This window comes from Mycobacterium sp. pV006, assembly GCF_041287115.1.
Classification (GTDB): Bacteria; Actinomycetota; Actinomycetes; order Mycobacteriales; family Mycobacteriaceae; genus Mycobacterium.
Window position 1 is genome coordinate 94,767 of the sequence record NZ_JBGGKT010000009.1, and the last position, 20,641, is coordinate 115,407.

Below are 20,641 nucleotides of genomic sequence, written 5' to 3' on the forward strand. Positions count from 1 at the left end.
AATGTTCTGCTTCGCGACGGGCGACGATCTCGCCCGTGGCGCGCGGATGTAGCGCAGTTGGTAGCGCATCACCTTGCCAAGGTGAGGGTCGCGGGTTCGAATCCCGTCATCCGCTCGAAGGTGCAGTGGCATCAACCCCAGCGGTGGAGTGGCCGAGTGGTGAGGCAACGGCCTGCAAAGCCGTGCACACGGGTTCGATTCCCGTCTCCACCTCCAAGTACGTCCCGGCGCGATTAGCTCAGCGGGAGAGCGCTTCCCTGACACGGAAGAGGTCACTGGTTCAATCCCAGTATCGCGCACCACAATTCGCGTACCCTCCAAACAGCGTGAAGCCCCTGCGGCTTTCGCCGGCAGGGGCTTCACGCTTGCGCTCAGGCGCGCGGCGGCGGGTTGACCGTGCCCGGGCGGGTCACGACGTGATCGTCAGCGCGACGCTTCTTCAGTCCGGCCAAGCCGACCAGACCGAGCAGGCCCAGCAGACCCCAGAGACCGGTGTTGTCGCCACCGTCATCGTCGGCTTCCTGCGCAAGCACCGTCGTCGTCGCAGGGGTCGGCGCGATCGTCTCCGAGGCATTGGCAACACCCGCGCCGCCGAAAAGCAACGCCAGGGTGGTGGCACCCGCTGCAACCGCACTGCGTGACATGTTCATTGCTGCTCCTTTACAGTTCACTGTTCGGAGCTAGTGACCCAGAGCTTCATGCTCCCCCTAGCTCGCGACGGGGGTTACCCCCGCAAATTCCGCTAAACCGTCCGACTTGGGCCGTGGCGCGCGGTCCGACCTGAAATTGCTGCTAGATCCTGTTGCGTGACCTGTATCACTGCACCATCCGGTAGCGCAGCTAACAGAAAACCACGCCGATTCCGCGACACCACGGCCGTCGCGGACACGCGTGGACCACCAGGCGTTGTCGAACATATGATCGAAGTGTGGGCATGCAGGAGATCGGTTACGGCGGCCAGCCGCTGCCCACCGTGTTCCGGCGCGTCGACCCGCCCCGGCCCGTCCTCGTCGACCTCGTCGCCCTGTTCTCGCGGCAACCGCACTGCGCGGGGCGTTACCACCCCCAGGGGCTGCAGCTGGAATCCGTAGTCGAGGGGTCGCTGAGTTGCTGGGGGCGCGCCGAGCACGGCGGTTGGTGGGGGCTGGTCACCTACCCCGTCAGGCACGGCAGCGGGCGCCACACGGTCACCCACTGGGTGCCGGCCTGGGTGCTCAAAAGCACGCCTTGAACCGCGATCTGTGACCTGAGCCGCGGACGCTTGACGGCCGTCGAGACGGCGGTCCATGCTTGCGTCGTGATCAGGTTGACCGAGCAGCAGATCATCGAAGATCTCGCCCGCCGCCTCTCCGATACGCACTCCGAGATCGAGCCCACCGAGGTCGCCCGCGTCGTCAAGGAACAGCACGCCCGCTTCGACGACCGCCCCATCCGTGACTTCGTGCCGCTGTTCGTCGAGCGCAACGCCAAGGTCGAGCTGCAGAAGCTGGGCTCGTGAGCGACACCTGATTCGTTACCGCTTTTGTAGCGAAGACCTAAGTCCCTATCAGGTCTCTCTCAGGTTCGGGTCATAACTTCGTAGTCACACAGCGATGTGATGAAGGACCCGATACCGCTCGACCCGCCACCAATCCCCCCTGGGTGGCGGGTCGAGATCGTTTCCGGGACCCGAATCCATCTACCTCGGACCCGGTAGCCGATAGTGTTTCCCACACGCACCGCGCCGACGATGAGGTTGAACATGATTCGCCAGTTGTTCGTGGCCAGCGCCCTCGGCGCTGCCGCCGTCTTCTCCGCCCCGATGGTCGCGGCCGAACCCGGGCCGATGTATCCCGACAACCCCGGTCGCTACCCCACCGACGTTCCCGGCATGCATTACGACGTCAACCTCACCGCACCCTGTACCAACATGGAGCGGTTCACCTTCGGACGGGGTCGCGGGGGTCAGGCCTTGCAGTGCCGCTGGATCCCGAATCAGTGGCCCCCGGTGTACACCGGGTTCTGGCAGGCCACCTACGAACTGCACGGTGTGCAGGAGATCGGCAGCCCGTGCCCGGACCCGCAGTCGGCCGCGCAAGCACCGGACGGACGGCCGCTGGTGTGCATGGGCGCCAAAGGATGGCAGGCCGGCATCTTCAACCGCGAAGGCTTCACACCGCTCTGACGTTCACGAACTGCGCAGTGTCCGACTCGGCTCGGTGCCGAACACCTCCTTGTAGGCGCTGCTGAAGCGCCCGGGATGACTGAACCCACACCGCCCGGCGATCGATGTCACCGTGTCACGCGCCGGATCAGCGGTCTTGAGTTCTTGGTGAGCCCGTTCCAATCGGACGCGGCGCAGATACTCCAACGGGGTCGTATCCAGGTGCTCGCGGAAGGCGTACTGAATGGCGCGGGGGGTGACGTCGCCGGCGTCCGCGATGTCGCGGATGCTGATGTCATACTGGGCGTTCTCGTGGATGAAATCCAGCGCCCGCCTCAGCATCCGCGGATACTGTGTGCTCGATCGATCCTCGGCCCTCATGGCACACGGGTTTCCAGAATTTGCGGGAATCGAAACACCGCAGTGACTAATTCCACTGACCGGCAGCATCGGTGCATGCCCGAAGGTTTCGAAGTCAATCATCCGACCGTTTCCGCAAAGGCCGAGAAATTCGCCAGACCGCGCATTTCGGCATCTGCCCTACGAAATGCGCAGCACCCACCGTCAATGTCGGGTTGACGTTATAACCTGTGTCAACTTAAAGTTGACGCATGGTTGCGCGTGCCAAGATCGCCTACCCCGTCCGCCTCGACGACCTCATCGACGTCATCACACAGGTCCACGAGGCGCCGCTGGACCAACTCACGGATGCGGTGCTCGCCGCGCAGGCACTCGACGAGGTTGCTGACCATCTCATCGGCCACTTCGTCGACCAGGCCCGGCGGTCGGGCGCGTCCTGGACCGAAATCGGCAAGTGCATGGGCGTCACCAAACAGGCCGCACAGAAGCGCTTCGTCCCCCGAGGGCCTACTGACACCTCGGCGATGGACCCCGCAGCCGGGTTCGACCGATTCACCGACCGCGCCCGCAACGCCGTCATCGAGGCGCAGAACCGGGCCCACGCGGCCGGCAACGCAGAGATCTCGCCGGCGCACCTGATCCTCGGACTGTTCGCCGACCCGACCGGATTGGCTGCACGCCTGGTCGCCGGCCAGGGAATCGACCTCGTGGCGATAGCGGAGGCCGTCACCTTGCCGGACCCGGCCGCCGAGGTCCCGGCGCTGATCCCGTTCGACGCCGGCGCCAAGAAGGTCTTGGAGTTGACGTTCCGCCACGCAGTTCGGCTGGGGCACAACTACATCGGCACCGAGCACCTCCTGCTGGCCTTGTACGACAACGAGGAGGAGCACGACGTGCTGCACACGCTGGGCATCGACATCGAACGATTCGAGCGCGAGCTGGTGGCCGCACTGCAAGCTTTCACGCAGGACTGACGGCGACTCCGCCCACCGCGGTGGACGCTGTGTGCGATCATGTCCACCACGTCGAGGAGGGATTTCCGAATGCGTCGTTGGCTCGTGGTGCTCGTCGCCGCCATCGCGGCACTCGCGGGAGTGGTGGCACCGCCGGCGTCCGCGGTCGGCATCCCGATCGGACGGCTCGGTGAGTCGTTGCGCGTCGAGTACAAAGGCCTCGTCGCCGACGTGACCGTCAACCACATCGCACCGTCACCGGTGCCGCCAGGCTTCGGCTATCCGCCCCGCGCGCCCCGCTACCAGGTGTATCGCGCCGACGTGACCATCACCCCGGTACGGCTGCCGACCCCGTATGCGATGGGCATCACCTTCGCCTTCCGTGGGGTCACCCCCACCGGCGACGCCTACGAGCCACGCAACAGCGACGCGCCCGATGCGCTGCAGTTCGGTATGCAGAGCGCGCAGGTCGGTCGTACGTTCACCGGTGGGGTGTGGTGGGACTGCTACCGCGATCTGGTCTCCAATGTCGTTCTGCTGGACAGGGTCAGCGGCATACGCCTGGCTCAGTGGAACGTCGTGTAGGCCGTTGGCCGTCTCGGTCTGTCCTGCCGATCCGTCCGCCACGGCCGACCTGGCCGCTCTGGCCGCCCGGACCTTCCCCCTGGCGTGTCCCCCGTCTTGCGGCCCGGACGACATCGCGGCGTTCATCGCCGAAAACCTCTCCCCCGAACGGTTCTCGGACTATCTGCGCGACCCCGACAGGACGGTGCTGACCGCCACCGACGGTGATCGGCTGGTCGGCTACGCGATGACCGTGTCCGGGGTGTCCGACGACGCCGACGTGGCCGCGGTGATCACGGCGCGTCCCGCCGTCGAACTGTCCAAGATGTACGTCGCCCCCGAAGCCCACGGCAGCGGGGCGGCCACCGCCCTGATGGCCGCGGTGCTGCAGCATGCCGCCGCGTCCGGCGCTGCCTGCGTATGGCTGGGGGTGAACCAGAAAAACCAACGGGCCCAACGCTTCTACCGCAAGCACGACTTCGACGTGGTGGGCACCAGAACCTTTCGGCTGGGCGACCACATCGAACACGACTACGTGATGCTGCGCCCGCTCTGACCGGCGGCCGTCAGCGCCAGCAGCCGCGACGTCGCCCGCAGGTACTTCTTGCGGAATCCGCCAGCGAGCATCTCCTCGCTGAAGATCGTGTCGAGTTTGGCGCCCGAAGCCACCACCGGGATGCCGGCGTCGTAGAGGCGATCGGTCAGCGACACCAGCCGCAGCGCCACGTTCTGGTCGTCGATCGGATGCACCCCGGTGAGGAAGACCTCCGACACGCCTTCGATCAGCGTCAGGTAGCGCGACGGGTGCATGGTCGCGAGATGCGCGCACAGCTGGTCGAAGTCGTCGAGCGTGGCGCCGGGCACCCTCGCGGCGCGTTCGGCCACCTCGCCGTCGCTCAGCGGCTCCGGCGCCGGCGGCAGCCCACGGTGCCGGTAGTCGGGTCCCTCGATGCGCACCGTGGTGAACATCGCCGAGAGGGTGTTGATCTCGCGGAGGAAATCCTGCGCGGCGAAACGCCCCTCCCCCAGTTGTTCGGGCAGCGTGTTCGAGGTCGCCGCGATCGACACGCCACGCTCGACCAGCGCCGAGAGCAGCCGTGACACCAGGGTGGTGTTGCCGGGGTCGTCGAGCTCGAACTCGTCGATGCACACCAGCACGTAGTCGGCCAGCAGGTCGATGCACTCAGTGAAGCCGAACACTCCGGCCAGCTGTGTGAGCTCGCCGAACGTCGCGAACGCCTTCTTGCCCGTGACCGCGTAGTACGACGAGGCGAGCAGGTGCGTCTTGCCGACACCGAATCCGCCGTCGAGGTACACGCCGACTCCGGGCAGCACCTCCCGCTTGCCGAAGAGCTTCTTCTTTCCTGCGCGCCGCTGCTCGGCCTGCTCGCAGAACCGCCGGCACGCGGTGACCGCGTCGGCCTGCGACGGCTCCGCCGGGTCGGGCCGGTAGGAATCGAAGCTGACCTCGGCGAACGTGGGGGGCGGCACCAGCTGGGCGATCAGCCGCTCCGGCGTGACGCTGGGCTGACGATCAACCAGATGACCGACCTCACTGGACCCGTGCATGGGCAGAACCCTAACGGCGTGCTGCGATTCGGCGTATGCCCGGCCACACGGACGGGACACAGCTCACACCGCCGGGCGCCCGCACACCTGCGTGCCGGCCGACTCAGGTCCTGCCGGTCAGTAATGTGGGCGCCATGCGTCGACTGCTCCGCGCTCGCCGCGGCGCCGCGGTGGCCGTCGCGGTGTCGCTGGTCGTGGCCGGGTGTTCGCCCGGCCTGGCCGCCAATCCCCGCTACGCCACCGACTCGGGCGCCCGGCCCCAAGGTGCGGCGGAGACCACCGACCAAGCGGCCGGCCCGCCCGCGGTGGAGGTGCCCAAGAACGATCTGTCGTGGCGGGACTGCACGTCACGGGTGTTCAGCTCGGGGGCGGTGGACCCGATCCCCGGTGTGCGGCTGGAATGCGCCACCTACGACGCCGACCTGGACCCCATCAAAGGCGCGACCGGGTCGGTCAGCATCGGCGTGGTCCGCGCGATGTCCGCGCAGACCCCCGCCGACGCCGGACCCCTGGTGATGACCACCGGTTCGGATGTCGCGACCTCGATCCAACTTCCCGCGTGGCTGGCGCGCGCCGGGGCCGACGTGCTCAAGAGCCGTCCGGTCGTCGCGGTGGACCGTCGCGGGATCGGCCTGTCGGGCGCGCTGGACTGCCGCGACGTCTACGACCGGCAGGAGATGTTCGAACAGGCGCAGTTCCAGAGCGGCGACGACCCGGTGGCCACGCTGGGGTCGATCACCATGACGGCGACCACCAACTGCACCGACGCCATCGCCCCGGGCGACTCCGCCTACGACAATGCACACGCCGCCGAGGACCTCGAGCGCCTGCGCACCATGTGGGACGTACCCGCGCTGGCGCTGCTGGGCATCGGCAACGGTGCGCAGGTCGCCCTGGCCTACGCCGGATCCCACCCGAACAAGGTCGCTCGGCTGGTGCTCGACTCGCCGCTGCCGTTGGGTATCGCCGATGAAGCCGCCACCGAGCAGCAGGTCAAGGGCCAGCAGGCCGCCCTCGATGCCTGGGCCGCCCAGTGCGCGGCGACCAACTGCCCGCTCGGCGCCGACCCCAAGGGGGCGGTGAGCGCCCTGCTCGACGCGGCGCGCTCCGGCAACGGTCCCGGAGGCGCCTCGCTGGCCGCGGTGGCCGACGCGATCACCACCGCGCTGGCCTTCCCGCGCGGCGGCCGGGTGGACGCCACCAACGAGCTGGCGTCGGCGGTCGCCGATGCCCGGTCGGGCAACACCAACCGGCTCAACAACCTGATCAACCAGGCCGAGACCCTGCGCAACACCGACGGACAATTCGTCAACGGCTGCAGCGACGCGCTGAACCGTCCCACCCCCGACCGGGTGCGCGAGCTCGTCGTCGCGTGGGGCAAGCAATACCCGCAGTTCGGCGTCGTCGGCGCTCTCGACATGGTCAAGTGTCTGCACTGGCCCAGCGGCGCGGCGCCCAAGGAGCCGGCCGGCCTGGAGATCCCGACGCTGCTCCTGGGTGTCCGCAACGACCCGATCGTCGGCAACGAGGGCGTCGCGGCCGTCGCAGCGACCGCGATCAACGCCGGCTCGTCGAACCGACGTGTCATCTGGCAGGGCATCGGGCACGGCGCGGTGATCTACTCACCGTGCGCGCTGCCACCGGTGGTGTCCTACCTCGACAGCGGGCAACTGCCCGAGACCGACACATACTGCCCGGCATGACCGGTGGGGCAAAAAGCTCGGTGTACGGTGCGCACGTGCGTGATCTTGTTCTGAACGCTTTCCGGCCGCGGACCGAACCGCCGAGCACCTCGTCGGTACTGCGCTCGATCCTGTGGCCCCTGGCGATCCTGTCGATCATCCACCGCAGCTACGTCCTGGCCACCAACGGCTACATCACCGACGACTTCGCACCCGTCTACCGGGCCGTGGTGAACTTCAAGCTCGGCTGGGACATCTACAACGAGAACTTCAACCACGTCGACCCGCATTACCTGTATCCCCCCGGCGGCACACTGCTGATGGCGCCGTTCGGCTACCTGCCCGTGGATGCGTCGCGGTTCTGGTTCATCTTCTTCAACACCCTGGCCATCGTGCTCGCCGCGTACTTCCTGCTGCGGTTGTTCAAGTTCACCCTGGCCTCGGTGGCTGCGCCGGCGCTGCTGTTGGCGATGTTCTGCACCGAAAGCGTCACCAACACGCTGGTATTCGGCAACATCAACGGGGTCCTGCTGCTGCTGGAGGTGCTGTTCTTCCGGTGGCTGCTCAGCGCCGATCAGCCTGGCAACCGGCACCACGAATGGTGGGCCGGCGTCGCCATCGGTCTGACGCTGGTGGTCAAACCGTTGCTGGCGCCGTTGCTGTTGCTGCCCCTGCTCAACCGGCAGTGGCGCGCGTTGGTCACGGCGTTCGCGGTGCCGCTGGTGTTCAACGCGGTGGCCTGGCCCTTGGTCAGCGACCCGATGAACTTCGTGACGCGCACGGTGCCCTACATCCTGTCGACTCGGGACTACTTCAACAGCTCCATCCTGGGCAACGGCGTCTACTACGGGCTGCCGATGTGGCTGATCGTGTTGCTACGACTGACTTTCGTGGTGATCGGCGGCGCCACGCTGTACCTGCTGTACCGCTACTACCGCACCCGGGACACGTTCTTCTGGATGCTGACCTCCTCCGGTGTGCTGCTGACGACGTCGTGGCTGGTGCTGTCGCTGGGGCAGGGCTACTACTCGATCGCCCTGTTCCCGTTCCTGATGACGGTGGTGCTGCCGAACTCGGTGCTGCGCAACTGGGTGGCCTGGCTGGCGATCTACGGGTTCCTCACCATGGACCGGTGGCTGATGTACCACTGGCCGACCACCGGGCGGGCACTGGAGTACCTGAAGATCACCTACGGGTGGTCGCTGCTGGTGGTCGTGGTGTTCTCGGTCCTGCTGTTCCGCTACCTCGACGCCAAGAACGACGGTCGTCTCGAGGACGGCATCGATCCGCTTTGGCTGTCAGGAGAATCAACGGAGCGCTCATCGACGGCGAGTAGCCTGAAAACATGACAACGACAGGTCCCAAGCTGGTTCTCAGCGACGATCAGTGGCGTGAACGACTCACTCCCGAGGAGTTCGCGGTGTTGCGTCGGGCCGGTACCGAACGTCCCTTCACCGGGGAGTACACCGACACCAAAACCGAAGGCATCTACCAGTGCCGGGCGTGCGGCGCCGAATTGTTCCGCAGCACCGAGAAGTTCGAATCGCATTGCGGCTGGCCGTCGTTTTTCGATCCCGCCAACTCCGACGCCGTGGTGCTGCGCTCCGACGACTCGCTGGGCATGCGCCGCACCGAGGTGGTGTGCGCCAACTGCCACAGCCATCTGGGTCACGTGTTCGAAGGTGAGGGCTACCCGACGCCGACCGACCAGCGCTACTGCATCAACTCGATCTCGCTGCGTTTGATACCTGCCGGCTCCTGATCCCCCGCGGCACGCGACTTCTGCTCCTGCAGCAGATTCTGGATCTGCGGCGCCGGTAACGGCGCGCTGAAGTGGAACCCCTGGGCCACCTTGCACCCGAACTCCCGCAACCGGGCCGCCGTCTCGGCGTTCTCGACGCCCTCGGCCACCGGGGTGACGCCCAACGAGTGCGCCAGACCGATCACGGCCTGCGCGATCGCGGCCGACGCGGGATGTGTGAGGATCGGCGCGATGAACTCCCGGTCGAGCTTGACCTCGTCGACCGGGAACTCCCGCAGATACCACAGCGCCGAGTAGCCGCTGCCGAAGTCGTCGATGGCGACGCGAATCCCTTGCGCCCGTAGAGCTTCGAACACCGTACGGGTCCGGCCCAGGTTGTCCAGCAGCAGATCCTCGGTGATCTCGATCGTCAGGCACTCCGGGGGCAACGCCCGCTCCTCGAGTGCCTGGGTCAGCTGCTCGCACAAGCCGGTGTCGGCGATCGCCGGAGCGAACACGTTGATGGCCACCGGTACACCGACACCCATCCGGTACCACCGGGCCGCGTCGTCGAGCGCGGCCGACAGCACCACCGACGTCAGGGACCGCATCAAACCGTGACGGCGCACCAGCGGCAGGAACTGCGCGGGCCCGAGCAGTCCCCGTCGCGGGTGCGGCCAGCGGATCAACGCCTCCAGACCGACGATCTCGTAGGTGGCCAGGTCGAACTTGGGCTGGTACACCACGCTCAGGCCGCCCTGGTCGATCGCGGCCCGCAGTTCGGACAGCAGCTGCGCCGAACCCACGACGTCACCGCCGCCGTGCGGTGTCACCGGCTGACCGGACTCCATGCCGACGTTGTATGCCACCAGCCGCCCGTTCCGCGCGTGCTTGGCTGCCTCGAGCGCGACCTCGGCCCGCTTGTGCAGTACGTCGGCGGACAGGTCGTGCTCGGTGTCGTTGGTGGTGGCCAGACCGACCCCGGCCCGTAACCGCAGTTCCTGTCCGTCGATGACGAACGGCCGGTCGAAAGCGTCGACCACGTCCTCGGCGGTGTCGCGGGAGGCGTCGAGATCCCCCATCAGGATGGCGGCGAACTCGTCACCGCCGATGCGGGCGACGGTGTCGCTGGGGCGCAGGGCCCCCACGATGCGTTCGGCGACCCGGATCAGCAGCATGTCCCCGGCCCGATGGCCGAATGTCTCGTTGATCACCCGGAAGTCGTCGAGGTCGACCACCAGCAGCGTGACGTCCAACGCGTGACGCTGGTGCAACTGCACGGCGTGCGCGAGCCGGTCCAGGAACAGGGTGCGGTTCGCCAACCCGGTCGACGGGTCCTGCAGGGCCCTGTGCGCGACTTCGGCGAGCAGACGCCGATTCTCGGCAAGGACGAGGAACTGCCGAATCAGCACGGCCACCACGGTCACCGCCGCGGCGACGATCACGGGTCCGATGCCGTCGATCAGCAGCGGCGTGCACAACACCACCGACAGCACTACCGGCAAGTAGGGCAGCCACATCGAGAAGCGCGACGGCACCGGGTAGGTGTCGGCGGAATCGACCTCCGGGGCCAGGGTCTGCAGAGCGGCCCGACCGATGCACAGGAAGCCCCACGCCCAGCCGATCGCGATGACGTGGTAGTGGTTCTCGGTGTCGACCGCAGTCAGGTACACATAGGCGGTGTCGGACGCCGCGATCAAGGTCAATCCGGCGGTCAGCCAGCCCAGCCGCCGCCGCTGCCCTGCCGGTGCGCGGGTGAGCATCAGCACGGCGACGGTGATCAGCGCGATGTCGACGACCGGATAGGCCACGGCCATGGCCAGATCCGCGGATCGTTCGGCGCGCAGGGAATGCACGGTCTGCAACACCGTCACCCAGACCAGACCGAACAGCGCAGCACCGACGATCACGCCGTCGAGTAGCAGACGCACCTGGACCCGCGGCGGCGACGCCGACAGCAGGAACACCAGGCAGGCACCGGCACCGATCAGAAAACCGACGTAGCCGGCATCGGCCCAGGACATCGCCGGATGCGAGGCTGTGGTCACGTGGATATACGTCCAGACGATGCTGCCCAGGCCCCACGAGACGGTGGCCAGCGTCATCGCCAGCCAGGCGGCACGGTCGCGTCCGCGCGCACGCCGCGCGGCGACCGCAGCGCAGACAGCGGCGAAGGTCGAGAACACGACGAGGCCCAGGTCGTCGACCAGACGGATGACCTCGTGGCCGCCCCAGTCGGTGAGCAGCCAGACGGCGTACGCCGCGCCCACGACGACGGCACCCGCCGTCACCCCGCGCAGGTTCGGCATTGCCAGAGCTTAGCAACGACACCTACCGCATGGTGACAGACCGACACCAAACCGACCTATTTGCCGATTGCTCCCGCTCAAAAGGCCAAGGCACGGGATTTTCAGTACAATTTACGAAGAATTTACGCTCGCAGCTATTTGCACCCGAGTCGTCGCAGCAGCCACGACCGTCCTGGCAGCAAACCTACGGCAGCGCGGTGACCAACTGCTCGACCGAGACCCGGGGACCGGTGAAGAACGGTGTCTCCTCCCGGACATGACGGCGCGCGTCGGTGGCCCGCAGGTCCCGCATCAGGTCGACGATGCGGTGCAACTCGGGAGCCTCGAACGCGAGCAGCCATTCGTAGTCGCCGAGGGCGAACGACGGCACGGTGTTGGCGCGGACGTCCTTGTAGCCGCGCGCGGCCATACCGTGTTCGGCCAGCATCCGCCGGCGCTCCTCGTCGGGCAGCAGATACCAGTCCAGGGAACGCACGAACGGATACACGCAGATGTACGCGCCGGGTTCCTCGCCGGCGAGGAACGCCGGGATGTGGCTCTTGTTGAATTCGGCGGGCCGGTGCAGTGCCACGTTGCTCCAGAACGGGGTGGCGGCCCTACCCATCGTGGTGGTGCGACGGAAGTCCGAGTAGGTGGCCTGCAGGGCCTCGACGTTCTCGGCGTGCGTCCAGATCATGAAGTCCGCGTCGGCGCGCATCCCCGCGATGTCGTAGAGGCCGCGCACGACCACGCCCTTGTCCTCCTGCTGTTTGAAGAACGTCGCCGTCTCGTCGACGATGGCTGCGCGCGCGTCGTCGCCACGGTCGAGTTCACCGGGAGTCACCGAGAACACCGAGAACATGAGGTACCGGATGGTGGCGTTGAGGGCGTCGAAATCGAGCTTGGACATGCCTCCATCGTGCCACGCAGCGAGTTCCCTCAGAGCACCCCGTCAGGTAGCCAGATGCAGGCCGGCCACCGCGCGGGTGGCCGCCGCAACGCAGGCCGGCACCCCGATCCCGTCCAGGTACGCCCCGGCCACCGCCAGTGTCGGCGGAAGTCCGGCGCGAATCTCCGCGACCAGGCCGGCGTGACCGGGACCGTACTGCGGCATCGCATCGATCCAGCGCGCCACCCGGGTGTCCTCGGGTTCGACGTCGATCCCGAACAGGGTCTGCAGATCCTGGGCCGACCAGTCCAGCAGTTCGTCGTCACCGACGCTGCGGGCCAGATCGTCACCGAAGCGGCCGAACGACAACCGCACCATCTCGGCGTTGCCGCGCCGACCCCACTTGCGCGACGACAAGGTGACGGCTTTCGTGTGCAGCCGTGTCCGCCCGGCCACCAGCACCCCGGACTGCTGCGGCAGCGGCGTACCGCCGGGCAGGGCCAGCGCCACCACAGCCGCCGATGCCACCGGGATCCGGCGCGCTGCCGCGGCACTGTCCGGGGCGACGCCCTCGACCAGTCGCGCCAGCCGGGGCGCGGGGACGGCCAGCACGACCGCGTCGGCCGACCAGCGGCCGCCTTCGTCGTCGACGAGTTCCCACCCCGAGTCCCGGCGATGCACCTCGCACACCGTCACCTGCGCCCACGTCGCATCCGCGCGGCGCACCAGTTCGTCGAGCAGCACCTGGTAACCGCCCTCGACGGCACCGAACACCGAACCCGGCAGCGGTGGCGGAAGCGCCGCACCGACGGCCTCGGTGAGACTGCGCGCGCCGCGATCCAGGGCCGCGGCGACGGTCGGCGCCGCGGCACGCAGGCCGATCGTCGCCGCTGAGCCGGCGTACACACCGGCCAGCAGCGGATCCACCGAACGGGTCACCACCTGCTCGCCGAACCGGTCGCCGACCAGCTCCGCCACCGTGGGATCGGCGCCTGCGCTCCACGACAGGGGTCGGCTCGGCTCGTCGCGCATCCAGCGGATGGTCGCGTCGTCGACCAGCCCGGTCAGGGCGTCGGCGCGCGACGGGATGCCGTTGACGGTGTCCTTGGGCAGAGCGTGGAGTCGGTCGCCGCAGTAGATCAGGGGACGCACACCCGTGGTGGCGATCTGTTTCTCGGCCAGACCCAGCTCCCCCAGCAGCGCCGGCACTTCCGGTCGGCGCGCCACGAAAGCCTCAGCGCCCACGTCCAGCGGCTGACCGGCGATGCGCTCGGTGCGCAGCACGCCGCCCAGCCGGTCCGCGGGATCCAACAGCGTGATCGACGCCCGAGGGCCGGCCATCACGCGCAGCCGATAGGCGGCCACCAAGCCGGAGATTCCCCCGCCGACGACGCAGAACGACCGGCTCACAACTCGTGCACCAGCGCCACGGTGTCGGTGATGATGCCCGGGTCGGTGGAGGGCAGCACCCCGTGACCGAGGTTGAACACGTGGCCGGACACGCCGGCATCCATCGCACGGCGGCCGTCCTCGACCACGGCGCGCACCGCGCGCTGCACCACGGGCCACCCCGCCAGCAGCACCACCGGGTCGAGGTTGCCCTGCAGCGCGACACCGGGCTGCACCCGGCCCGCCGCCGCGGTCAGCGACGTCCGCCAGTCCACCCCGACCACAGCGGGGGTGTCGTGCCCGGTGACCGCCTCCGACATGGCACCGAGCAACTCGGCGGTGCCGACCCCGAAGTGGGTCATCGGTACGCCATGATGCGCCAGGGTCGCGAACACCCGGGCGCTGTGCGGCAGGACGTAGGTGCGGTAGTCCACCAGCGACAGGGTCCCGGCCCACGAGTCGAACACCTGGATCGCGTCGACCCCGGCATCGAGCTGGACCTCCAGGAACGCGATGGTGATGTCGGTCAGCGCGGACATCAACGCGTGCCACAGCTCCGGCGCACCGAACATCATCGCCTTGGTGTGCTCGTGGTTGCGGCTGGGCCCGCCCTCGACCAGGTAGGACGCCAGGGTGAACGGTGCGCCCGCGAACCCGATGAGCGGCACGTTGCCGAGGTCGTGGGTCAGCCGCATCACCGCCGTGGACACCGGTTCGACCTGCTCTCGGTGCAGTTCACCGATCGCCGCGACGTCGTCGGCGGTGCGGATCGGGTGGTCGATCACCGGGCCGACGTCGGGCACGATGTCCAACCCGATACCGGCGGCGCGCAGGGGCACGACGATGTCGGAGAACAGGATCGCCGCGTCCACGTCGTGCCGGCGGACCGGCTGCAGGGTGATTTCGGTGATCAGGTCGGCATCGAAGCAGGCCTGCATCATGGTGTTCTTGGCCCGCAGCTCGCGGTACTCCGGCAGTGACCGTCCGGCCTGCCGCATCATCCACACCGGCACACGGTGGGGTTTGCGGCCGGCGACGGCAGCCAGGTACGGCGATTCGGGCAGCTCGCGGCGCGTGTTCATCGCCGTCCATGCTGCCATGCGCGTCTCGGCGCGCCTGCGGCCACAGCCGACGCGATCGACTAGCGTCAGAGGTTGTGACCACCGCCGAACCGGCTCAATTCCGTGAAGCCGTGGCGGCCATGAGTGCCACCACCGTCCGGCCGGAGATCGAGCTGGGCCCGATCCGTCCGCCGCAGCGCCTTGCGCCGTACAGCTATGCGTTGGGTGCCGAGGTCAAGCATGCCGAGACCACGGTCGTGCCGGAGCGCTCCGAGGGGGACGCCTTCGGCCGGCTGATCCTGCTGCACGATCCCGAGGGCGCCGACGCGTGGGACGGCACGATGCGCCTGGTCGCCTACATCCAGGCCGATCTGGATTCCAGCGAGGCCGTCGACCCGCTGCTGCCCGAGGTGGCTTGGAGTTGGCTGGTCGACGCGCTCCAGGAACGCGCTGAGCACGTGACCGCCCTCGGCGGCACCGTCACGGCCACCACGTCGGTCCGCTACGGCGACATCTCCGGACCGCCGCGGGCCCATCAACTCGAACTGCGCGCCTCTTGGACGGCGACGACGCTGGATCTGGGTCCCCACGTCCAGGCGTTCTGCGAGGTGCTCGAGCATGCCGCCGGCCTGCCGCCGGCGGGTGTGACCGACCTGAGTTCGCGGACCCGCGCCTGACCGATGTCCGACATCGAACCGGCGGATTCCGCCGTCGACGCTTCCGATGACGCGGCGGGACCGGACGCCGAACCGCTGCTCGCGCCCCGCGATGGAGTACCGGGGGTGTCCGCCAGCCGCATGGAGATCGCGCGGGCGGCCGACCTGCTGGCCTCGGGAACCGGTCCGTTCGCTGTCGACGCCGAACGCGCATCCGGTTTCCGCTATTCCAATCGCGCTTACCTGATCCAGATCCGCCGCCGCAACGCCGGCACCGTGCTGATTGATCCCGTCAGCCACGGCGGTGACTCGCTCGAGGTCCTGGCGCCGGTGGCCGCGGTACTGGCCACCGACGAATGGGTGCTGCACGCCGCCGACCAGGATCTGCCGTGTCTGGCCGAGGTCGGGATGGCGCCGGGCGCGTTGTACGACACCGAACTCGCCGGGCGGCTCGCCAATTTCGACCGGGTCAACCTCGCGGCGATGGTGGAGCGGATGCTCGGTCTGCACCTGACCAAGGGCCACGGCGCCGCGGACTGGTCGAAGCGTCCGCTTCCCGACGACTGGCTCAATTACGCCGCGCTCGACGTCGAGGTGCTCGCCGAGCTGCGCGACGCGATCGCCTCCGTGCTCGAGGAGCAGGGCAAAACGGAATGGGCGCGACAGGAATTCGAGCATCTGCGCACCATCGAGGCCACCCCCACCCGGCGGGACCGCTGGCGCCGCACCTCCGGCATCCACAAGGTGCGGGACCCACGCGCGCTCGCCGCGGTGCGGGAACTGTGGCTCACCCGCGACCAGATCGCTCGCCGCCGCGACATCGCCCCGGGGCGCATCCTGCCCGACAGCGCACTGGTCAGCGCCGCCACCGCCGATCCGGACACCGTCGAAAAGCTCACCGCTCTACCGATTTTCGGCGGCTCGCGGCAGCGGCGCAGTGCGCAGGTGTGGCTCGACGCACTGGCCCGCGCCCGCACGGCGGAGCGCCCGTCGTCGCAGGAGCCGTCCAACGGACCGCCGCCCGCGTCGCGATGGGCGCGGCGCAAGCCGGAGGCCGCCGCACGGCTGGAGGCGGTCAAGGCCGCATTGACCGAGCTGGCACAGCAGGTTTCGGTGCCCGTGGAGAACCTGCTGTCCCCCGATTGCGTGCGACGTTTGTGTTGGGACTGGTCGCCGGTCGGTGACATCGAAGGTGCGGTCGACGAGTTCCTGCAATCATGTTCGGCGCGGCCGTGGCAGCGCGAGCTGACCGTGCCGGTGATCGCGCAGGCGTTGGCTACCGCGCAGCCGTGACGCGGTCGATGTGGTCGAGGAAGTGGGTCAGCACCGCTTCGGGCGCCTCGATCTGGGGCCAGTGACCGATGTCGTCGGCGAGCATCACCACGTCGGGATCCGGGATCACCTCTGCGTAGCGCCGCGCCATGTGCGCCCCGGAGTTCGGGTCGGCCGGGCCGTCGATCAGCCGCATCGGCACCGCGGTCTGCCGCATCGCCCGGACCCACCGGTTGCGGTGGACGTAGCGATCCTCGAGGAACCGACCGACTTTGTGCAGCACCCCTTTTCCGTCGTTGAACTCCAAAATCTGGTGGAACACCTCGAGCATGTGGCGTGTCGGTTTGGTGTGGGGTCCGAACATCTCGTTGATGGTGGGTTCCAGGACGCGACGTGACACCGCGCTGCCCTGCAACGGGCTGAGCAGGTCCCCGATCACTGTGCCGGACATCAGCTTCTGCATCATGCGCGGCGTGTAGGCCTCGTGGAACAGTCCGCCGTTCAGCCAGGTGATCGACTCGATGTCCCACGCGCCGTAGTGCTGTTCACCGAACTCCTTGCGGGCCAGGAGTTCCTGGCCGACCGAGTCACCGAGGTCGTGGGCCAGGACATGCGCGGCGCGCACCCCCAGATGTGCGAGCAACGCCTCGTGCATGTCGGCGTGGTCGCTGACCGAATATCGGTATGCCACGGGTTTCGCCGAGAACCCCAGACCCAGCAGATCGGGCGCGATGACGCTGAAGCGGGCCGTGAGTTCCGCCCAGATCGGCTCCCAGTCGAAGGTGTTGAACGGATAGCCGTGGATCAGCAGCAGGTGCGGTCCGGTGCCGAGCGGACGTCCGGCCACCCGGTAGAAGATGTCGAAACCCAGATAGTCGAAGTAGTCTCCGGCTTCACGCCAGCGGGCCAGTTCGGGGTCCATCACCTGAGTCTGCGCTCAGCGCAGCTGTTCTGCCAGAAACGGCGTGGAGTCCGGCAGCGAGGCCAGCACCGTGCCGCTGTGGTCCTGGTCCGGATACACCTTCAGCGTCACCTGCTGACCGTGGGCGACCAGCTGGTCGTTGAACCGCATCGTCAGACTGGGCGGCACGTCGCGATCTTGCAGGCCCACCCCGAGGAAGATCGGGCGGTCGTAGCCGTCGGCCGGGATACCCATGAACTCGTCGATGGCGTCCGCGGCACCGGGGAGGGACGCGATCGGTGCGCTGAACAGACCCGGTACCGTGGTACCGGTCAGTTGGGCGGAAAGGTCGGCCAGGCACAGGGTTTCGGCCTGGTCTGCGGCGGTGCGGCCGGCCGGGGACAACACCGAGTCGATGTCGAGGTCCGGGCGGGCGTCGCGCAGCGCCGCGACGATGTAGGAGGCGTAGGCGGTCGCGACCGGACCCAGCTCGGGCGGCACCGCCATGTCCGGTCCGGCTTGCTTGACCAGGGTCTCCACGGTGGCCGGGGTGCCGGTGGCCACGACGCCCCGGTAATCCAACCCGGACCCGGCGCTGAACTCGGTGGCCCACCGCGCCGTGGCGACGGCGGCACCGCCGCCCTGGGACTGCCCCACCACCGCCCATTTCGGCGACAGTGGCAGGTCCATGCGGTGGGCGGCCACCACGGCGTCGGTGACGCTGCGGGCGGTGGTGATGCTGTTGAGATAGCTCATCAGACCTGGGGTGCCGAGGCCGGTGTAGTCGGCGGCGACCACCGCGTAGCCCTGGTCGAGCCAGTGGGTCAGGTATTCGCCGTCGCGCCCGCTGCGCGGGTGTGCCGACGGGGTGCACTCGTCACCGAGTCCGACGGTCCCGTGCGCCCACGCGATGACCGGCCAACCGCCCTGCGGGGCGGGCGTTTTCGGGACGAACACCGCGGCTGTCGCGACCGCGGGCCGGTCGTGCTGATCGATGGTGGCGTACAGGATGCGGTAGGCCGCGGCCGCACCGGCCACCGACAGTTCGGGATCCAGCGGCACCGTCTCGATCAGTGCGCCGGGCTCGGAGATCGGCCCGGTGTAGGTGCGCGCGTCCATACCCGACCAGCGCGGCGCCGCGGACGCCGTCCCCGGAACCGCGACCAGAGCAGCTGCGATCAGGGCGACGACGACGACAATCCGTACGGCGACAAGCGGTCTCATGACCACCACCCTATCGGGCGGTCGTACCCGTCCGGTCAGTCGATGTGTTCGCTGATCGCCCGGTCGCCGGCGGCGTTACCGAGCGCGGACACCCAGCCGGTGATCTGGCGGGCGATGTTGCGCTCGGTCAGCCCCACCTCGCTGAGCACCTCGCCGCGCGACGCGTGGTCGAAGAACCGCTGCGGCAGCGCGGCGTCCCGGCACGGCACGTCGACCTCGGCGCGGCGCAACGCACCCGAGACCGCCGAGCCCACGCCGCCCTGCACCCCGTTGTCCTCGAGGGTGACGACCAGCTTGTGGCGCTTGGCCAGCGAGACCACGACATCGGAGATCGGCAGCACCCAGCGCGGGTCGACCACCGTGACGCCGATGCCGTGCGTGCGCAACCGTTCGGCGACGGCCAGCGCCATGGCGGCGAACGGACCGACCGCCACGATCAGCACGTCCTCGGCGGAGTCGCGGTCCGGGACCGCGAGCACGTCGACTCCGTCGCGCCGTTCGAGCGCAGGAATGTCCTCGCCGATGTCGCCTTTCGGGAATCGCAGCGCGGTGGGCCCGTCGTTGACGTCGAGCGCCTCGGCGAGTTCCTCGCGCAGCCGGGCACCGTCGCGCGGCGCGGCCACCCGCATCCCCGGGACCACGTTGAGGATCGACAGGTCCCACATGCCGTTGTGGCTTGCGCCGTCCGGACCGGTCACACCGGACCGGTCGAGCACCAGCGTCACCGGTAGGCGGTGCAGCGCGACATCCATCATGAGCTGGTCGAACGCGCGGTTCAGGAACGTCGAGTAGACCGCGACGACCGGATGCATGCCGCCCATCGCCAGACCCGCCGCGGAGGTCACGGCGTGCTGTTCGGCGATGCCGACGTCGAAGAACCGGTCCGGGAAGCGGTCGCGGAATGCGGACAGTCCGGTCGGGCCCGGCATCGCAGCGGTGATCGCGACGACGTCCCGGCGTTTCGCCGCCAACCGGAGCAGCGTCTCGGAGAACGTCGACGTCCACCCCGGGCCGGACACCGACGTGGCCAGACCCGTCTGCGGGTCGATGACGCCGCACGCGTGCATCTGCTCGTCGACGTCGTTCTCCGCCGGCGCGTAGCCCATGCCCTTGCGGGTCACCACGTGGACCACGACGGGAGCCTTGAAGGCCCGGGCATGGCGCAGCGCGCTCTCCACCGCGTGCTCGTCGTGGCCGTCGATCGGTCCGACGTACTTCAACCCCAGGTCGGTGAACATCACCTGCGGGGACAACGCGTCCTTGATGCCGGCCTTGATGCTGTGCATGCACTGGTAGCAGAACTCGCCGATGATCGGCACCCCGCGCACGGCCTTGCGGCCCTCCTCGAGCACCCGCTCGTAGCCGGGCTGCAGCCGCAGCGCGGCGAGGTGCTCGGCGAAGCCACCGATGGTCGGTGCGTAGCTGCGGCCGTTGTCGTTGACGACGATGACCACCGGACGCTGGGACGCCGCGATGTTGTTCATCGCCTCCCAGCACATGCCGCCGGTCAGCGCGCCGTCACCGACGACAGCAACGACGTGGCGGTTGCGGTGTCCGCTCAGCTCGAAGGCCTTGGCCAGTCCGTCGGCATACGACAGCGCCGAACTGGCGTGGCTGGACTCCACCCAGTCGTGCTCGCTCTCCGACCGCGACGGATAGCCCGACAGGCCGTCCTTCTTGCGCAGCGTCTCGAAGTCCGGGCACCGGCCCGTGAGCATCTTGTGGACGTATGCCTGATGTCCCGTGTCGAACAGGATCGGGTCATACGGCGAGTCGAAGACACGGTGCAGCGCAAGCGTCAGCTCCACAACGCCCAGGTTGGGTCCCAGATGTCCACCGGTGGCCGCGACCTTGTGGATCAAGAAGTCGCGGATCTCGCGGGCCAACTCCTCCAGTTGAGCCTGCGAGAGGTGCTGCAGATCAGCGGGACCGCGGATCTGTTCAAGCAT

At 68.3% G+C, this 20,641-nt stretch carries 21 protein-coding genes and 3 tRNA genes; 14 read left to right on the forward strand and 10 right to left on the reverse strand.

Going from position 1 to position 20,641, the window contains the following annotated elements:
* The first annotated feature begins 42 nt into the window (after positions 1–42).
* The 3 genes from ACAG25_RS15360 to ACAG25_RS15370 all read left to right on the forward strand — a co-directional run bounded on the left by ACAG25_RS15360 (position 43) and on the right by ACAG25_RS15370 (position 302).
* Positions 43–115 (forward strand) — tRNA-Gly (locus ACAG25_RS15360).
* A 27-nt stretch (positions 116–142) separates the two neighbouring features.
* A tRNA-Cys gene (locus ACAG25_RS15365) sits at positions 143–216 on the forward strand.
* An 11-nt stretch (positions 217–227) separates the two neighbouring features.
* A tRNA-Val gene (locus ACAG25_RS15370) sits at positions 228–302 on the forward strand.
* A 69-nt stretch (positions 303–371) separates the two neighbouring features.
* Here the strand turns inward: ACAG25_RS15370 and ACAG25_RS15375 are convergent.
* Positions 372–650 carry a WGxxGxxG family protein gene (locus ACAG25_RS15375; RefSeq protein ID WP_370489328.1) on the reverse strand — a complete coding sequence of 93 codons (279 nt, stop codon included), beginning with the start codon at positions 648–650 and terminating at the stop codon, positions 372–374.
* 284 nt (positions 651–934) lie between these two features.
* Here ACAG25_RS15375 and ACAG25_RS15380 point away from each other — a divergent pair, with 284 nt between their 5' ends.
* From ACAG25_RS15380 to ACAG25_RS15390, 3 genes are all read left to right on the forward strand, one after another.
* Positions 935–1,231 carry a hypothetical protein gene (locus tag ACAG25_RS15380; protein WP_370489475.1) on the forward strand — a complete coding sequence of 99 codons (297 nt, stop codon included), beginning with the start codon at positions 935–937 and terminating at the stop codon, positions 1,229–1,231.
* A 66-nt stretch (positions 1,232–1,297) separates the two neighbouring features.
* Positions 1,298–1,498: a three-helix bundle dimerization domain-containing protein gene (locus ACAG25_RS15385; protein WP_370489329.1), complete on the forward strand. Its 201-nt coding sequence runs from the start codon at positions 1,298–1,300 to the stop codon at positions 1,496–1,498.
* 243 nt (positions 1,499–1,741) lie between these two features.
* On the forward strand, positions 1,742–2,164 hold the full coding sequence (locus ACAG25_RS15390) for a hypothetical protein (protein ID WP_370489330.1): 423 nt from the start codon (positions 1,742–1,744) through the stop codon (positions 2,162–2,164).
* 3 nt (positions 2,165–2,167) lie between these two features.
* Here ACAG25_RS15390 and ACAG25_RS15395 read toward each other — a convergent pair whose 3' ends face one another.
* On the reverse strand, positions 2,168–2,485 hold the full coding sequence (locus tag ACAG25_RS15395) for a helix-turn-helix transcriptional regulator (protein WP_370489331.1): 318 nt from the start codon (positions 2,483–2,485) through the stop codon (positions 2,168–2,170).
* 269 nt (positions 2,486–2,754) lie between these two features.
* Here ACAG25_RS15395 and ACAG25_RS15400 point away from each other — a divergent pair, with 269 nt between their 5' ends.
* From ACAG25_RS15400 to ACAG25_RS15410, 3 genes are all read left to right on the forward strand, one after another.
* Complete coding sequence (locus tag ACAG25_RS15400; protein ID WP_370489332.1) at positions 2,755–3,477, forward strand: Clp protease N-terminal domain-containing protein; 723 nt, start codon at positions 2,755–2,757, stop codon at positions 3,475–3,477.
* A 69-nt stretch (positions 3,478–3,546) separates the two neighbouring features.
* A complete protein-coding gene (locus ACAG25_RS15405) occupies positions 3,547–4,041 on the forward strand; it encodes a hypothetical protein (protein ID WP_370489333.1) in 495 nt (164 codons plus the stop codon).
* Between the two features lie 4 nt (positions 4,042–4,045).
* A complete protein-coding gene (locus ACAG25_RS15410) occupies positions 4,046–4,576 on the forward strand; it encodes a GNAT family N-acetyltransferase (protein WP_370489334.1) in 531 nt (176 codons plus the stop codon).
* On the opposite strand, the gene zapE is transcribed toward ACAG25_RS15410, so the two are convergent.
* Positions 4,552–5,589 (reverse strand): cell division protein ZapE, encoded by a 1,038-nt coding sequence (gene zapE / locus ACAG25_RS15415; RefSeq protein WP_370489335.1) that lies wholly within the window; start codon positions 5,587–5,589, stop codon positions 4,552–4,554. The genes ACAG25_RS15410 and zapE overlap by 25 nt on opposite strands.
* A gap of 134 nt (positions 5,590–5,723) precedes the next feature.
* Between zapE and ACAG25_RS15420 the strand changes: the two genes are divergently transcribed.
* From ACAG25_RS15420 to msrB, 3 genes are read left to right on the forward strand one after another with little or no spacing between them, the layout of a single operon-like run.
* Positions 5,724–7,292, forward strand: a complete 1,569-nt coding sequence (locus tag ACAG25_RS15420) for an alpha/beta fold hydrolase (RefSeq protein ID WP_370489336.1) — start codon at positions 5,724–5,726, stop codon at positions 7,290–7,292.
* Positions 7,293–7,327: 35 nt separating this feature from the next.
* Positions 7,328–8,620: an arabinofuranan 3-O-arabinosyltransferase gene (aftC, locus tag ACAG25_RS15425; protein ID WP_370489337.1), complete on the forward strand. Its 1,293-nt coding sequence runs from the start codon at positions 7,328–7,330 to the stop codon at positions 8,618–8,620.
* Complete coding sequence (msrB, locus tag ACAG25_RS15430; protein WP_370489338.1) at positions 8,617–9,033, forward strand: peptide-methionine (R)-S-oxide reductase MsrB; 417 nt, start codon at positions 8,617–8,619, stop codon at positions 9,031–9,033. Before aftC ends, msrB begins: the two co-directional genes overlap by 4 nt.
* Here the strand turns inward: msrB and ACAG25_RS15435 are convergent.
* The 4 genes from ACAG25_RS15435 to hemE form a co-directional block, all read right to left on the reverse strand.
* Positions 8,985–11,321: a putative bifunctional diguanylate cyclase/phosphodiesterase gene (locus tag ACAG25_RS15435; RefSeq protein ID WP_370489339.1), complete on the reverse strand. Its 2,337-nt coding sequence runs from the start codon at positions 11,319–11,321 to the stop codon at positions 8,985–8,987. The two genes, msrB and ACAG25_RS15435, sit on opposite strands and share 49 nt — an antisense overlap.
* Before the next feature lie 184 nt (positions 11,322–11,505).
* Positions 11,506–12,210 (reverse strand): hydrogen peroxide-dependent heme synthase, encoded by a 705-nt coding sequence (hemQ, locus tag ACAG25_RS15440; protein WP_370489340.1) that lies wholly within the window; start codon positions 12,208–12,210, stop codon positions 11,506–11,508.
* Between the two features lie 42 nt (positions 12,211–12,252).
* A complete protein-coding gene (locus ACAG25_RS15445) occupies positions 12,253–13,599 on the reverse strand; it encodes a protoporphyrinogen oxidase (RefSeq protein ID WP_370489341.1) in 1,347 nt (448 codons plus the stop codon).
* Positions 13,596–14,660 (reverse strand): uroporphyrinogen decarboxylase, encoded by a 1,065-nt coding sequence (gene hemE / locus ACAG25_RS15450; RefSeq protein WP_370489476.1) that lies wholly within the window; start codon positions 14,658–14,660, stop codon positions 13,596–13,598. The genes ACAG25_RS15445 and hemE overlap by 4 nt, the downstream gene beginning before the upstream one ends.
* Before the next feature lie 74 nt (positions 14,661–14,734).
* Here hemE and ACAG25_RS15455 point away from each other — a divergent pair, with 74 nt between their 5' ends.
* Complete coding sequence (locus ACAG25_RS15455) at positions 14,735–15,316, forward strand: DUF3000 domain-containing protein (RefSeq protein WP_370489342.1); 582 nt, start codon at positions 14,735–14,737, stop codon at positions 15,314–15,316.
* 3 nt (positions 15,317–15,319) lie between these two features.
* Positions 15,320–16,588: an HRDC domain-containing protein gene (locus ACAG25_RS15460; protein WP_370489343.1), complete on the forward strand. Its 1,269-nt coding sequence runs from the start codon at positions 15,320–15,322 to the stop codon at positions 16,586–16,588.
* Here the strand turns inward: ACAG25_RS15460 and ACAG25_RS15465 are convergent.
* Genes ACAG25_RS15465 through dxs form a run of 3 tightly spaced genes read right to left on the reverse strand, consistent with a single transcriptional unit; the run spans position 16,572 to position 20,641 of the window.
* Positions 16,572–17,489 (reverse strand): alpha/beta fold hydrolase, encoded by a 918-nt coding sequence (locus tag ACAG25_RS15465; protein WP_370489344.1) that lies wholly within the window; start codon positions 17,487–17,489, stop codon positions 16,572–16,574. The two genes, ACAG25_RS15460 and ACAG25_RS15465, sit on opposite strands and share 17 nt — an antisense overlap.
* Positions 17,490–17,504: 15 nt before the next feature.
* Complete coding sequence (locus tag ACAG25_RS15470) at positions 17,505–18,692, reverse strand: alpha/beta hydrolase family protein (protein ID WP_370489345.1); 1,188 nt, start codon at positions 18,690–18,692, stop codon at positions 17,505–17,507.
* Between the two features lie 35 nt (positions 18,693–18,727).
* Positions 18,728–20,641, reverse strand: a complete 1,914-nt coding sequence (gene dxs / locus ACAG25_RS15475; RefSeq protein ID WP_370489346.1) for a 1-deoxy-D-xylulose-5-phosphate synthase — start codon at positions 20,639–20,641, stop codon at positions 18,728–18,730.

Coding starts and splice junctions, on each gene's coding strand:
- ACAG25_RS15375 (WP_370489328.1), bottom strand. CDS start 650: ATGAACATGTCACGCAGTGCGGTTGCAGCGGGTGCCACCACCCTGGCG.
- ACAG25_RS15380 (WP_370489475.1), top strand. CDS start 935: ATGCAGGAGATCGGTTACGGCGGCCAGCCGCTGCCCACCGTGTTCCGG.
- ACAG25_RS15390 (WP_370489330.1), top strand. CDS start 1,742: ATGATTCGCCAGTTGTTCGTGGCCAGCGCCCTCGGCGCTGCCGCCGTC.
- ACAG25_RS15395 (WP_370489331.1), bottom strand. CDS start 2,485: ATGCTGAGGCGGGCGCTGGATTTCATCCACGAGAACGCCCAGTATGAC.
- ACAG25_RS15400 (WP_370489332.1), top strand. CDS start 2,755: ATGGTTGCGCGTGCCAAGATCGCCTACCCCGTCCGCCTCGACGACCTC.
- ACAG25_RS15405 (WP_370489333.1), top strand. CDS start 3,547: ATGCGTCGTTGGCTCGTGGTGCTCGTCGCCGCCATCGCGGCACTCGCG.
- zapE (WP_370489335.1), bottom strand. CDS start 5,589: ATGCACGGGTCCAGTGAGGTCGGTCATCTGGTTGATCGTCAGCCCAGC.
- ACAG25_RS15420 (WP_370489336.1), top strand. CDS start 5,724: ATGCGTCGACTGCTCCGCGCTCGCCGCGGCGCCGCGGTGGCCGTCGCG.
- msrB (WP_370489338.1), top strand. CDS start 8,617: ATGACAACGACAGGTCCCAAGCTGGTTCTCAGCGACGATCAGTGGCGT.
- ACAG25_RS15435 (WP_370489339.1), bottom strand. CDS start 11,321: ATGCCGAACCTGCGCGGGGTGACGGCGGGTGCCGTCGTCGTGGGCGCG.
- hemQ (WP_370489340.1), bottom strand. CDS start 12,210: ATGTCCAAGCTCGATTTCGACGCCCTCAACGCCACCATCCGGTACCTC.
- hemE (WP_370489476.1), bottom strand. CDS start 14,660: ATGAACACGCGCCGCGAGCTGCCCGAATCGCCGTACCTGGCTGCCGTC.
- ACAG25_RS15460 (WP_370489343.1), top strand. CDS start 15,320: ATGTCCGACATCGAACCGGCGGATTCCGCCGTCGACGCTTCCGATGAC.
- ACAG25_RS15465 (WP_370489344.1), bottom strand. CDS start 17,489: ATGGACCCCGAACTGGCCCGCTGGCGTGAAGCCGGAGACTACTTCGAC.
- ACAG25_RS15470 (WP_370489345.1), bottom strand. CDS start 18,692: ATGAGACCGCTTGTCGCCGTACGGATTGTCGTCGTCGTCGCCCTGATC.
- dxs (WP_370489346.1), bottom strand. CDS start 20,641: ATGCTTGAACAGATCCGCGGTCCCGCTGATCTGCAGCACCTCTCGCAG.